This window comes from Citricoccus sp., from assembly GCF_035445025.1.
In the GTDB taxonomy this organism is placed as follows: domain Bacteria; phylum Actinomycetota; class Actinomycetes; order Actinomycetales; family Micrococcaceae; genus Citricoccus.
Genome location: NZ_DAOMPX010000004.1, coordinates 120,036 through 133,299, shown reverse-complemented (window position 1 = coordinate 133,299; position 13,264 = coordinate 120,036). Strand labels below are relative to the sequence as shown.

Annotated in this window: 11 protein-coding genes; all 11 read right to left on the bottom strand. The window is 72.5% G+C overall.

All coding sequences use genetic code 11. The features are described 5' to 3' along the window. On the bottom strand, window positions 1–667 hold a 667-nt coding region (locus tag PLJ28_RS03005; RefSeq protein ID WP_324589873.1), incomplete at its 3' end, for a polyprenol monophosphomannose synthase. Window positions 668–750: 83 nt separating this feature from the next. Continuing rightward, a complete protein-coding gene (locus PLJ28_RS03000; RefSeq protein WP_324589872.1) occupies window positions 751–1,866 on the bottom strand; it encodes an amidohydrolase family protein in 1,116 nt (371 codons plus the stop codon). Beyond that, entirely contained in the window at window positions 1,863–4,949 is a 3,087-nt protein-coding gene (locus PLJ28_RS02995) for a DEAD/DEAH box helicase (protein WP_298045483.1), read from the bottom strand. Before PLJ28_RS02995 ends, PLJ28_RS03000 begins: the two co-directional genes overlap by 4 nt. 51 nt (window positions 4,950–5,000) lie before the next feature. Next, entirely contained in the window at window positions 5,001–5,858 is an 858-nt protein-coding gene (tatC, locus tag PLJ28_RS02990; RefSeq protein WP_255459431.1) for a twin-arginine translocase subunit TatC, read from the bottom strand. Window positions 5,859–5,876: 18 nt separating this feature from the next. Further along, the gene (gene tatA, locus PLJ28_RS02985; protein ID WP_298045480.1) at window positions 5,877–6,155 is read right to left on the bottom strand and encodes a Sec-independent protein translocase subunit TatA; all 279 of its coding nucleotides are present in this window, start codon (window positions 6,153–6,155) and stop codon (window positions 5,877–5,879) included. A 31-nt stretch (window positions 6,156–6,186) separates the two neighbouring features. Beyond that, complete coding sequence (locus PLJ28_RS02980; RefSeq protein WP_183525989.1) at window positions 6,187–8,256, bottom strand: helix-turn-helix transcriptional regulator; 2,070 nt, start codon at window positions 8,254–8,256, stop codon at window positions 6,187–6,189. Window positions 8,257–8,264: 8 nt separating this feature from the next. Next, the gene (locus PLJ28_RS02975) at window positions 8,265–8,660 is read right to left on the bottom strand and encodes an FKBP-type peptidyl-prolyl cis-trans isomerase (protein ID WP_010142700.1); all 396 of its coding nucleotides are present in this window, start codon (window positions 8,658–8,660) and stop codon (window positions 8,265–8,267) included. An 82-nt stretch (window positions 8,661–8,742) separates the two neighbouring features. Beyond that, window positions 8,743–9,786 carry an FKBP-type peptidyl-prolyl cis-trans isomerase gene (locus PLJ28_RS02970; RefSeq protein ID WP_298045477.1) on the bottom strand — a complete coding sequence of 348 codons (1,044 nt, stop codon included), beginning with the start codon at window positions 9,784–9,786 and terminating at the stop codon, window positions 8,743–8,745. Window positions 9,787–9,877: 91 nt separating this feature from the next. After that, entirely contained in the window at window positions 9,878–11,347 is a 1,470-nt protein-coding gene (gene pafA, locus PLJ28_RS02965) for a Pup--protein ligase (protein WP_298045475.1), read from the bottom strand. Window positions 11,348–11,353: 6 nt separating this feature from the next. Then, a complete protein-coding gene (locus PLJ28_RS02960) occupies window positions 11,354–11,545 on the bottom strand; it encodes a ubiquitin-like protein Pup (RefSeq protein WP_298045474.1) in 192 nt (63 codons plus the stop codon). A gap of 32 nt (window positions 11,546–11,577) precedes the next feature. Continuing rightward, the gene (gene dop, locus PLJ28_RS02955) at window positions 11,578–13,263 is read right to left on the bottom strand and encodes a depupylase/deamidase Dop (protein ID WP_298045472.1); all 1,686 of its coding nucleotides are present in this window, start codon (window positions 13,261–13,263) and stop codon (window positions 11,578–11,580) included. Window position 13,264 lies beyond the last annotated feature (1 nt).

The window sequence follows — 13,264 nt, the reverse complement described above, 5'->3', positions numbered from 1 at the left end:
CGACGGCCTCGGTGATGATGTTCCCGCTCATCTTGGACTCGCCGTACTCGCGTTCCACGAAGGTGATCGGCACCTCGGTGATCCGCTTGCCCAGCAGCGCCGTGCGGAAGGTCATGTCGACCTGGAAGCCGTAGCCCTTGGACTGGACGTCGTCCAGGTCGATCGCGCGCAGCGTGTCCGCACGGTAGGCGCGGTAGCCGGCGGTGACGTCGGTGAGCTTCAGGCCGAGCATGATCCGGGGGTACAGCGAGCCGCAGGCCGAGATGAGCTTGCGGTGGGCCGGCCAGTTCACCATCTTGCCGCCCGGGACGCGACGGGAGCCGATCACCAGGTCCGCGCCGTCGACGGCCTCGAGCAGCCGGGGCAGCTGTTCCGGCTGGTGGGAGCCGTCGGCGTCCATCTCCACCAGCACGTCGTACCCGCGCTCCAGGCCCCAGCGGAAGCCGGCGATGTACGCCCCGCCCAGCCCGTTCTTCTGGGTCCGGTGCAGGACGTGGACCTGCGCGTCCGAGGAGGCTGCATCATCGGCCCACTGGCCCGTGCCGTCCGGCGAGGCGTCGTCCACCACCAGCACGTCCGACTCCGGGACGGCCACGCGCAGTCGATCGAGGGTGCGGGGCAGTGACTCGATCTCGTTGTACGTGGGGATGATGGTGAGCACGCGCATGCTGGAGAAGTCCTTCGGGTCGTCCGGGGGCATTGGCAGTCAAGTATAGGGGTGGCCGTCGGGGAGGGGACGGCCGGGGGGGCTCAGGACCGGTGGGCGAGGGCGCCGTCCACGACCGTGGCCACGCACCGCGGGGCCGCGGTGCCCTCCTCGAGGACCGGAAGCAGCGGGGTCCCGGCGCGGGTGTCGGTGCTCCAGGCGGCCACGCGTCCATCCGGTGCCTGCACGCTGAGCGCCTCCGTGGCCCAGATGCCGAACGTGGCCGGAGCGGACGGTGCGATCCGGCCGGCCGTCCCGAACCGGTCGGCGACGGCGGCGGGCAGCGCGCGCAGCCCGGCCCGGGTGGCGGCGGTGAAACCGGCCCGGGCGGAGATCCGCTGGTCCGGGTCCCCGTGCTCGAGGCAGGCCCGGATGGCCGACCAGAGGTCCCCGGGCCCGGCCCCGGTGCCGAGGCAGACCGGAACCCCCCGGGCGAGCAGCGAGGCGACGGGCGCGAGGATGGCACCGGTGGCGTCCGGGACCACGGTCACGGACACGCCCAGGCGGGCCAGGTGCTCGATCGTGGACTCCGCAACGGGGCCGTTCCACGCGACGCGGTGCCGGGCCCGCCCGGTGGCGGCCTGCCCCTGGGCATCGGCGGCCCCGGCGACGGCGGCGATCACGGCCTCCAGGCCCTCGGCGTCCTCCGGCAGGAAGTACACCTGGACGCCGGCCTCGGTGGCCACGCCGGCCAGATGGGCCGCGGCCCCGGCATCCAGCCCCTCCGGCCCCACGCCGGCGGCCAGTCCGGCCACGGCCGTACCCCCGGCGTCGCCCTCCCCCGCCGCGACGCGGGCCTCCTGGAGGGACCGGGGCACCCGGTCTGCCTCGACCGGCCGGTAGGTCACGGTGGCGGCGCCGTCGCCCCTGACGGAACCCGCAGTGCCGGCGGTGCCGACGGTGCCGATGGCCACCGAGAGGAACACCCCCGACGACGCGGGGTCGGCACCGGTGGCCGGGCCGAGCGAGTCCACGAAGGCGGGGACCACGAGGGCCTCATCAAGGTCCACGACCTCCCAGTCCGCCCCGGCGCGCAACCGCATCTGGTCGGCGGTGTCATCGGTTCCGACCCAGGCGACGGACCCGCCGTCCACGAGCACGGCCGTGGCGTAGGGGTCGGACGCGGAGTGGATGGTGCCGTTGACGTAGAGAGTGGTCATCCGTCCAGCGTATCCACACTCGAGTACGCGACCACGCCGCGGCGGATGAGATCCACGGCACGCTGGCACTGGCGCGGCAACCCGGGGTGGCCCGGCACCTTGGAGAGCTGGTCCAGCAGGTCGATCACCTGGCGGGCCCACCGCACGAAGTCCCCCGCGGCGAGGTCCGTGCCCTTGAGGGCGTCGCGCAGGTTCCGTCCCCGGGCCCACCGGTGGATGGGCCAGACCAGTCCGGCGTCCGGCTCGGGCGTCGGTTCGAGCTGGGCACCCCGTTCGGCCAGCTGGAGCTCGTACCAGTGCTCACCGGTGCGGTCCAGGACCTCCTGGAGCCGGGCGGTGGGCATCTGCGGGATGCCCACGGTCTCGTCGCCCTTGGCCTGGTAGACCAGCAGGGCCGCGAAGCCCGCCAGTTCCTCCGGGTCGAGTTCGCGCGCCAGGCCGTCCTCGAGCAACAGGGAGGTCAGCAGGTCCCGCTCACCGTAGATCCGGCGCAGCGTCTGGCCGGAGGCGGTCACCCCCGGGGACGCCGTGGTCCCGGCCACGGCCCCGGCCACCGCGGCCTCGGCGTCCACGTAACCGTAGGTGGTGAGCAGGCCGGTCAATCGGTCGAACGCGCGGGCGATCGTGTTCGTGCGCCCGGCGATGCGGGCGGAGAGCTGGTCCACCTCCTTGCGCAGCTTCCACCAGCGCTCGGCCCAGCGGGCGTGCTCCTCGCGGTCCCGGCACCCGTGGCAGGGGTGCCGCTCCAATTGCCGTCTCAGGTCCTCGACCCGTTCCCCGGCTCCCTCGTCCCGGAACCGGAAGCCCGCGGTGGACCGGCCACCGGGCGCCGGGCGGTGCTCGCGCAGGGCCGACCGCATGGCGGAGGCGATGTCCTTGCGCTGGCTGGGGGTCTTCACCTGGATGTTCTGCGGCAGCCTGGCCCCGGCCACCGGGTCCACGGGGGCATCGAGGTCCTCGGTGGAGATGCGGCGCAGCTGGGCCTGCTGGGTGATCACGCCGACCCGCGGGTTCGCCGGGTTGCCGGCGGGGAACACCACGACGACGGTGCCCAGCCGGCGTGGCCCGGGCACCTCGACGACGTCCCCGGGCAGCAGGTTGGCCAGGGACTCCTTGACCGCCCGCTGGCGGGCGCGGTGGCGGCCCTTGGAGGAGTCCTTCTCCGCCTCCGAGAGTTCCTTGCGCAGCCGGGCGTACTCGGTGAAGTCCCCCAGGTGGCAGGTCATGGACTTCTCGTAACCGGCCAGCGACTCCTCGCGGCTGCGGACCTCGCGGGCCAGGCCCACGACCGAGCGGTCCGCCTGGAACTGCGCGAACGAGGACTCCAGGATGGTGCGGGAGCGCTCGAGGCCGAACTGGGCGATGAGGTTCACGGACATGTTGTAGGTGGGCCGGAACGAGGAGTTTAGCGGGTAGGTCCGGCGCGAGGCCAGCCCGGCCACGGCGGCCGGATCCAGTCCGGGCCGCCAGAGCACCACGGCGTGGCCCTCGACGTCGATCCCCCGGCGTCCCGCCCGCCCGGTCAGCTGGGTGTACTCCCCCGCGGTGATGTTGACGTGGGCCTCGCCGTTGAACTTCTCCAGCTTCTCGATCACCACGGTGCGGGCCGGCATGTTCACGCCGAGGGCCAGGGTCTCGGTGGCGAAGACGACCTTGACCAGGCCGGCGCCGAACAGCTTCTCCACGACCTCCTTGAACGGCGGGAGCATACCGGCGTGGTGGGCGGCGAAGCCCCGGGACAACCCGTCCCGCCAGCCCCAGAACCCCAACACGTCCAGGTCCTCGGGCGGCAGCGATCCGGCGGCCTCGTCCACCACGGACTGGATCTGCTGCTTCTCTCCCGGAGTGGTCAGGTCCAGTCCGGCCCACAGGCACTGCTCCACGGCACCGTCACAGCCGGCGCGCGAGAAGACGAAGGTGATGCAGGGCAGCAGGCCCTCGCGTTCCAGGGTGCGGACCATGCCGGGACGGGACACGCGCAGGTCGCTGCGGGCGCGCTGCGGAGCCTCGTGACGGCCTCCGGCCGGTCCCGGCCCACCGGAGCCACCGCCGTCGTACCGCGTGGTGGTGACGTCCTCACGGCGTCCGTAACCCGGGGACGCCGTGTTCCGCTGTCCTCGGGCGGGCTTTCCCCCGCCCCTGCCGCGCCCCCGGGGCCCGCTCCCGCGGCCGCCCCGGCCGCCGCCGTACTGCTGACGGTTCGGCCGACCCCAGTCGCTGCGTTCCTCCCGCCGTCGCTGGTCCTCGGCCAACCGGGCCAGCTCGGGGTTGAGCACGAGCTGACCGGTGGGCTGCGGGGTTCCCGTGGGGCCGGCGTCGGGATCGGCGGGGTCCCGCACCGGGGTGTCCGGGCCGATCTCGTCGAAGGCGACCTCCGTGGCGAACAGGTCGTACAGCTGGGTCCCGGCCATCACGTACTGCCACAGGGGCACGGGCCGGTGCTCGGAGACGACCACGGCCGTGGACCCGCGGACGGTGTCCAGCCAGGCCCCGAACTCCTCGGCGTTGGAGACCGTGGCGGAGAGCGAGACCAGCTGCACGTGCTCGGGCAGGTGGATGATGACCTCCTCCCACACCGCGCCGCGGAACCGGTCGGCCAGGTAGTGCACCTCGTCCATGACCACGAAACCCAGGTTGACGAGGGTGTCGGAGTCCGCGTAGAGCATGTTGCGCAGCACCTCGGTGGTCATCACCACCACGTCGGCGTGCGAGTTGATGGCGGTGTCACCGGTGAGCAGGCCCACCCGTTCCGTGCCGTAGGTGGCGACGAGGTCCTGGTACTTCTGGTTGCTCAGGGCCTTGATCGGGGTGGTGTAGAACGCCTTCTGGCCGGCGGCGAGGGCCAGGTGGATCGCGAACTCGCCCACCACGGTCTTGCCGGCCCCGGTGGGGGCGGCCACGAGCACGCCGTTGCCGGCCTCGAGCTCTCGGCAGGCCTGGTCCTGGAAGGGGTCCAGCGGGAAGTCCAGGGTGGCGGTGAACCGGCCCAGCTCGGTCTTCGCCTCGGCGGTACGGCGGCGGGCTGCGGCGTACCGCTCCGCGGGGCTCAGCCGGCCGGTGGTGTCATCCGCGGAAGGTGCCATGCACCCAGCCTAGGACATGCCCCTCCTGCGGTCCCCCCGGGGCGTGCGGGGTCAGAGGTCGCGCAGCGGCGTGGGCCCGGTGCCGAGGTAGTCCTCGTTGGCCTGCTCGAGCCGCGCCGTGCGCCGGGCCCGGCGCCGGTCGTTGATCAGGCAGATGACGATGGCCACGCCGAAGAGCAGCACCAGGGGGATGGCCAGGTAGAACATGGTCATCGCGTCGGACCCCGGCGCGGCCAGGGCGGCGATCAGGGCGATGACGAAGACCGTGATGCGCCAGTGCTTGAGGATCTGCCGCCCGGGCAGCACCCCGAGCATGTTCAGGCCGACCAGCACGACGGGCAGCACCAGGGCCACCCCGAAGGCGAGGAACAGCCGCAGCACGAACGGGATGTACACGTCCGCGGTGATGACGTTCGCCGTGCCCTCCGGGGACAGGCCCACGAAGAACTGGACGGCCTCCGGGAGCACGAGCCAGCCCAGCCCGACGCCGAGGACGAACAGCGGGACGGCCGCGGCGATGAAGCCCAGCGCGTAGCGCTTCTCCTTCTTCTTCAGCCCGGGGACCACGAAGGCCCAGAGCTGGTAGAGCCAGACGGGGCTGGAGATGACCACGCCCACGAAGAGCGCGACCTGCAGCATGATGTCGAAGGGCTGGCCCACGGCGCTGAAGGCCACGGTCACGATCCGCCCCTCGTCCGAGAGCCGGTGGACCGGGTCGATCAGGGCCGAGAAGAACGGCTGGTAGATGATGAACCCGACGATGGCGCCGAGCAAGAGCCCGATGCCGGCGATGATCAGCCGGTTGCGCAGTTCCCTCAGGTGGTCCTTGAGGGGCATCTGCCCGTCGGGGTTCTTCCTCCGGGACACGCGGACGCGCCGGGAGCGGCCGGCCTCGGAAGCGGTCGACATGGAGTGCGGACCGCCCGCCTACTTCTGGTCGTCGGAACCGGTGGTGCGGCGGTCGCCGGCGCGCGGGGCGTCGGCCTGGCCACCGTCGACGATGCGGCCCTCGACCGGGGCGGAGCCGTCCTGGCCCGTGCTCCTGCCGTGTCCGTCGTCGTCCTTCATCTGCTTGACCTCGGACTTGAAGATCCGCATGGACTGCCCGAGGTTGCGGGCCATTGCGGGCAGCTTGGGTGCTGCGAACAACAGCAGCACCAGGGCGATGATGATGACGAGCTGCCATCCCTGGAGTCCGGCGAACATGAGGACGTCCTTTCGATTGAACGGTTCGAGTCTACGGCACGGGGCTGGGCGGGGACGCCTCGGGCACGTCATAACCGGCCCTGGCCTCCGCGAGCCAGCCGGTCACCGCGTCGACGAGTGATGCCGGTGACAGCACGCGGAATTCACCCCCGTGCCGGGCGGCCTGGGCGCGCGCGTAGTCCGCGGAGGTGAGACGAACCTCGGCCACCACGGACCCGTCCGCCAGCGTGGCCGTGCGCTCGGGGCGGAACCCGTCGGCCAGGTCCCGGATCCGGTGGGCGAAGAGCACGTGGGCGGTGCTCTCGGCGCCGTGCGGGGAGAACAGCGGCCCGTCCAGGGCCACCTGCCGCCCGGCGTGGATCTCCCCGGTCTCCTCGATCTCCCCGATCCGGTCGAGCCGGAAGTTGCGCAGCCCCTCCTGGTGCCGGCACCACGCCTGGAGGTAGCCGTGCCCGCCCTCGGTGGTGATCCGCAGGGGCTCGACCTCGCGCCGGCTCTGCTCGTCCCGCCCGGCGGCGTGGTACGTGATGGTCAGCACCCGGCGCTCCCGCACCGCGGCGTGCAGTCGCCCCGCCACCTCGGCGTAGGGGCCGAAGTCGAACCGGGCGTTGATGCCGTCCGCCGCGCGCTCCACCTCGGGGCCGGACGCGGCCACGATCTTGGCCAGCGCCGTCCGCGCGGCGTCACGCTCCTCCTCGGACAGTCCGGGGATGCCCGCGGAGGCGCGCAGCCCGACGAGCAGGGCAGCGGCCTCCGGGATGCTCAGCCGCAGCGGACCGGACAGGTCCTCCGCCTGGCTGATGCGTATCCGCCCGTCCTGGTCCTCGACCTCGAATTGCTCGCCGGCGAAGTACCGCTCGGGCATCCCGCAGAACTGGAGCTCCTGGAGGATCCTCTCCAGTTCCGCGTCGGTGACGTCGAGCCGCTCCGCCAGCTCGGTGCGGGGCATGGCCCCACGCTGGTTGATCAGCCCGATGACGTCCACCATGGTCGCGACCCTGTCCCGGTCACTGCGGCGGTTGCGGCGGCGTCGCGGTTCGGCCAGCTCATAGGGCGGGACGGGCAGCCGGTGGGCCGCCAGGGCACCGTCCAGCAGGCGCACGACGGCGTCGCGCACCGTGGCCGAGGTTGCCGGCACCCGCGCGGTGGGTCCGGCCGCGGCGACGGAGCCGGCCAGTTCGGCCGGGCGGGTGTATCCCAGGGTCACCCGGTCCCAGCCGTCAGGGGTGGTCCCCCGGGGCTCGGCGCCCAGGCGCAGCCCGACCGCCCGGCCGGGGCGCAGCTCCAGGTCCACCGTGGCCGGTTCCCGTTCACCGGAGACGAGGTCGCGCACGGCCTGCAGGTCGAAGCCCGCGGGGCGCCCGGGAGCCGGGCGTCCGCCGTCCGTGGCCGGGCGGGGTTCGGACTCCATGCGCGTGAGCCGGAACGTCCGCTGGGCCTGACGGTCGAGGTCCCAGCCGACGAGGTACCAGACGCCCGTGGGGTTGGTCAGGGCCCAGGCCCGCACGGTACGCCGGTGCGCCTCCGGCGCACCGGCGGTGCGGTAGTCGAAGGCGATGACGGACTGGCCCCGGACCGCATCGGCCAGGGCAGTGAGGGTGCGGTCGGCACCGGCCAGCCGGGCCCCGAAGGCCTCGTGGTCGGAGGTGGAGGTGGCCGCCACCCAGTCCTCCCCCGCATCGAGCCTGCCGAGCGCGCGGACCACGGCGCGGTCGACGTCGGAGCCCTGCCACGCCGAGCGGGCCCTGACCAGGGCGAGGCGCTCGGCGTTGGTGAAGTCGACGTGCGGCAGGTACATCTGCCCGGGGTCGATGCGGTAGCGCACCTCGTCGGCACGTTCCGCACCCTCCCAGTTCCCGGTCTCCTGGACCTCGTGGGCCCTGAGGGGCACCCCGATGTCCTTCAGGACCTCCTTGTCCCGGGTGAACATCTTCTCGAAGGCCTGCTCCGAGGTCGCGGCGGCATAACCGTCCACGTAGCGGCGCAGGGCGTCCTTCGTGACACCGCGGCGTTCATGGGCGAGCAGCAGCCACAGCACGGAGACGATGCGCTCCGTGGCCGGGGGCTGGAAGGCCGGATCCGGGGACGAGGGTGCGCTCACGCCGGGGATCAGCGGACGTCGACGAGGTCCACGACGAAGATGAGGGTCTCCCCGGGGCCGATCTCCGCACCGGCGCCGTTGTCCCCGTAGGCCAGGTGCGGCGGGATCTCCAGCCGGCGGCGTCCCCCGGGCTTCATGCCCAGCAGCCCGTCGTCCCAGCCCTTGATGACCTGGCCGACGCCCACCGTGAAGGGCAGCGGCTGTCCGCGGTTCCAGGAGGCGTCGAACTCGGCGCCGGTGGACCAGGCGACCCCGACGTAGTGGCACTCGACGTTGTCCCCGGCCTGCACGGCGGGACCGGAGCCCTCGATCAGGTCCTCGATGACGAGGTCCTCCGGTGGGGTCTCCCCCGGGAATTCGATCTCGGGGCGGGAACGGTCATAGTTGCGCTGTCCGAAGGACATGGGTGGGGTTCCTTCCAGGTGAGGGGGAGGTGCGTCAGCCCATCCTACTGAAGACTCGGCAGGGGGCCGGCCGGACCCGGGACTACTCCGAGGCGGACGGGGAGGGCTCGGCGGAGGCCCCCTCCGTGGACTCGCCGGTACCGCCCTGGGGCTGTTCGGCCGGCTGGGCCGGGGGCATGGCGTGGATGATGTCGACGACGAAGACCAGGGTCTCCTTGGACAGCTCGTGCTCGGAGCCGCCGTAACCCTTCGCCGGCGGCACGACGAGCAGGACCTGGGAACCGACCTTCTGGCCCTGCAGGCCCTCGGTCCATCCCTCGATCACGCCCGTCAGCTGGAAGCCGGAGAGCTCGTCCCGGGACCAGGAGGAGTCGAACTCCTCACCGTCGGACCACTTGATGCCCTTGTACTGGACGGTGACGTAGTCCTGGGCTCCCACCTCGGCACCATCTCCCTGGATGAGCGGCTGGACCACCAGGTCCTGGGGAGCCTTGCCCTCGGGCTTGGCGATGGTGGGCTCACCGGACTCCTCGTCCAGCGTCACCGCGGGCAGCTTCGGGTCGACGTCCCCGACGGACTCCCCGGTGGCGCGGGCCGGGCTCGCCCCGGCGATCTGGAAGACCATGAGCTGGTCACTGGCGCCCTGGCCCTGCTGCCCCGCGGGCATGAAGAAGGCGACCTGCGCACCGACCCGGTTCTGGTCGATCATGTTGTACAGGACCTCGTTCGCCTGCTTCAGCCCCTCCGTGAGGTGGACCGCCTCCGAGCCCTGGGTGAAGTTGTCCGCGGTGACCTCGCCCGTGGCAGGGTCCACCACGGCGGTCTGGACCATGGCGACGTCCCCCGGCTCGATCTCCTCGCCGTCCCCGTCCTTCAGGACGCGGGAGGAGACCTGGTCGGTCTCGATCTCCCCGTCCACGGTGACCTCCGGGCTCCCGTCCTCGGCGACCGAGAGCGAGACCGGCTTGAGGGCCTCCTTGTCTCCGGCGCCGCGCGCCTCCGGTTCGGCGCAGCCGGCCAGCAGCAGCGCCCCGGCCAGGGCGATCCCCAGGGGCGCGGCCGCCCGGAGACGGCGCGGGGACCGGGTCAGGGAGCGGGGTGCGGAACGGGGGGCGGTACCAGTCATGGGATCCTTCGGTAGTGCCAGCGGGCCCGCGGCGCGGTCGGCGCCGGGGAACCCTCTCCGGGGTGGGACCCGGACACTCTACTGTGCCACGTCACACTGGATGGATGCTGGACGCATCGCCGTCCCGGTGTCCCTCGGCCGGGGCGTGGTCCGGTGACGGGATGGACCGCAGCAGTTCGTCCAGCCGCTCGGACGAGGTCTGGAACGGGTCCTTGGTGGTGACGGTCAGCAGGGGCCGGTCGGAGAGTTTCAGGTGCGTCCAGTCCACCGCATAGGGCTGCCCGGACTCGCGGGCCGCCTGGATGAACCGCCCCCGCAGTGCGGCGCGGGTCGTGGCCGGTGGGGTGTCGACCGCCTGCCGGACGGCGTCGTCGTCCAGGAAACGGGCCGCCGCCCCGCGGGACTGCAGCAGCGTGAACAGGCCCCGCCCGGGGGTGATGTCGTGATAGGACAGGTCCAGCTGGGCCAGCCGGGCGGAGTCCCAGTCGAGCCCGTGCCGGTCGGCGTAGCGGGTCAGGAACCGCTGCTTGATCGCCCAGTCGATCTCGGTGTCGATGCCCGCGGGGTCCTGGCGTTCCACGGCGTCCAGGGCCCGTTCCCACAGGTCGAGCACGGCGTCGAGGCGGTCGTGGTGGGCCCCGTGCCGCTCGACGAACGCGGTGGCCTGCTCCAGGTAGTGCCGTTGCAGCTGCAGCGCGGACCGGCGCTGTCCCGAGCGCAGGGACAGCTCGGCGGTGCCGGTGAGGTCGTGCGAGACCTGGCGGATCGCCAGGATGGGGTTCTCCAGCTGGTGGTCGCCCAGGGGCGTGCCGGCCTCGATCATCCGCAGCATCAGGTCCGTGGCGCCGAACCGGACCAGTTGGGTGGTCTCGGACATGTTCGAGTCCCCCACGATCACGTGCAGGCGCCGGTACTCCGCGGCGTCCGCGTGCGGTTCATCGCGCGTGTTGATGATCGGCCTCGAACGGGTGGTGGCCGAGGAGATGCCCTCCATGACGTGGTCGGCACGCTGCGAGAAGGCGAAGTGCGCGCCGTCCGGCCGGTCCCGGTCCAGGGTGCCCGGGTCGGTGTCCCCGGTCCGCGGCGCCACCACCTTCCCGGCCCCGGCGTACAGCTGCCGGGTGATGAGGAAGGGGATCAGGGCCTCGGACAGGCGGCGGAACTCGGTGCGCCGGTTCAGCAGGTAGTTCTCATGGGAGCCGTAGGAGTTTCCGGCGGAGTCGGCGTTGTTCTTGTACAGGTAGATGGTGCCCGTGAATCCGTCCGCGGCCATCCGTTCCGTGGCCTGGTCGATGAGCTGCTGCATCATCACCTCGCCGGCCTTGTCCACCGCGACGAGTTCGTCCAGGGTGGAGCACTCGGCGGTCGCGTACTCCGGGTGGGAGCCCACGTCCAGGTAGAGCCGGGACCCGTTGGAGACGAAGACGTTCGAGGACCGTCCCCACTCGACGACGGGGCGGAAGAGGTAGCGGGCCACCTCCTCCGGGGTCAGCGGACGGGCTCCCGGGTGGGAGTAGTGCACGCCGAACTCGGTCTCGACGCCATAGATCCTGCGGTCCATGGGCGGTTACTGCCCGCCCTTCTGGACGAAGCCTTTGACGAACTCCTCGGCATTGGTCTCCAGCACCGAGTCGATCTCGTCCAGCAGGCTGTCCAGGTCGGTGGTGCCGGCCTGTGCGGAGCCGCCCGCGGGGGCCGGTTCCGGCGCCGGAACGTCCTCCTCGCGCTCGGACCTCGATCCGCTGTACTGCTGTGACATCGTGCCTCCTGCGTCTGTCGGGTGCCCCCAGCCTACGCCCGCGGGTCCGCCTGGGCGCCGGACAGGGCCGCCAGCAGGCGGTCGAAGGACCCGGGTGCGGCGCCGTCGTCGTACACCCCGGCCATCTGCTGTGCCGTGGCCGAGAGCGGCTCGCGCTGGTGGAAGCGGTACAGGCGGCCCTCGCCGTCCCGGCGCAGCAGCAGGGTGTCCCAGCTGGCGCCCACGACGTGCTGGCCGAAGACGCCCACCGTCCGGCCCCTCGCCCACGCACGGGTGTCCGCCGGCGGGGTGTGCACGGCCCGCTGCACCGTCTCCTCCGGCACCAGGGTGCGCATCGAGCCCCGGCGGACCAGGGCGGCGTGCAGCCCCTTGTCCGGCCGCAGGTCGGCGTACTGCAGGTCCAGCATGCCGATGCGCGGATCGTCCCAGCCCACCCCGTGGCGCTGGCGGTAGCCCGAGAGCAGCTGGTACTTGGCCACCCAGTCCAGCCGGTCGGCCAGCGCGGCCGGATCCGAGCGGAGCAGCTCGAGGGTCTCCCCCCAGGCCTGCAGGACGTCCAGCGTGGCCGGGTCGGTCATTCCGAACCGCTCCACGTGCGCGGCGGCGGCGTCCCGGTACAGGTCCATCAGGTCCACGCCCGTGAGCCGGCGGCCGTCGACCAGCCCGACCGTGGTGCCCAGGGTGGGGTCGTGGCTGATCGACTGCAGGGCCTCGACGGGGTCCCGCAGCTCGAGCACCGGGCACGTGCCCAGTTCGATCATGGACAGCACGAGTGCGGTCATCCCGCACCGCAGCCACGTGGCGTACTGCGACAGGTTGGCGTCCCCGATGATCACGTGCAGCCGCCGGTACCGTTCCTGGTCCGCGTGGGGTTCGTCGCGGGTGTTGACGATCGGCCGGCGGATCGTGGTCTCCAGGCCGACCTGTTCCTCGAAGAAGTCCGCCCGCTGGCTGATCTGGAAGCCCGGCGTGCGGCCGGTCGTCCCGATCCCCACCCGGCCCGCCCCGCAGACCACCTGACGGGCCGCGAAGAACGGGAGGAGCCGGGCCGCGAGTTCATCGAAGTCCAGGGCGCGGGTCACGAGGTAGTTCTCGTGCGCGCCGTAGGAGACGGACTTGTTGTCCGTGTTGTTCTTGTACAGCAGCACCTGGGGCTCGCCCGGGGCCTGGGCGATCCGCCGGGAGGCCGCGAGGGCCACCCGGTCCCCCGCCTGGTCCCAGACCATGGCGTCCAGCGGGTTCGTGGTCTCCGGCGCGGAGTACTCGGGGTGGGCGTGGTCCACGTAGAACCGGGCGCCGTTGGGCAGCACGAGGTTCATGACCAGGTGCACGGGGTTGCCGTCGTCGTCCGTCAGCGGCCGGTCGGTCAGCTGGGTGGGGTGGGCGGCCGAGCGGGGCAGCTGCCAGCCGCGGGCGTCCACCAGCGGGGACTCCTCCCCGTAGTCCCATTCGGTCCCGGCCACGGCGCCCCCCTCGGCCGTGACCACGTCCGCGTAGGCGTTCACCACCTCGGTGGAGAGCACGGTGTGCCCCGCCCCGGGGTTGTCGGGGGCGTGCACGCCGAACTCGGTCTCCATGCCCATCACCCGGTGCACGCCCCAGCCGGCGGTGTCCCGACCGGCCGGCAGGACGGCGTCGTCCGGGACCAGCCCGCGCTGGCCGCGCCACGCGGGCGCGACGCCGGACGGTCCCCCCGGGCGTCCGGGTGCGGGCGGCACG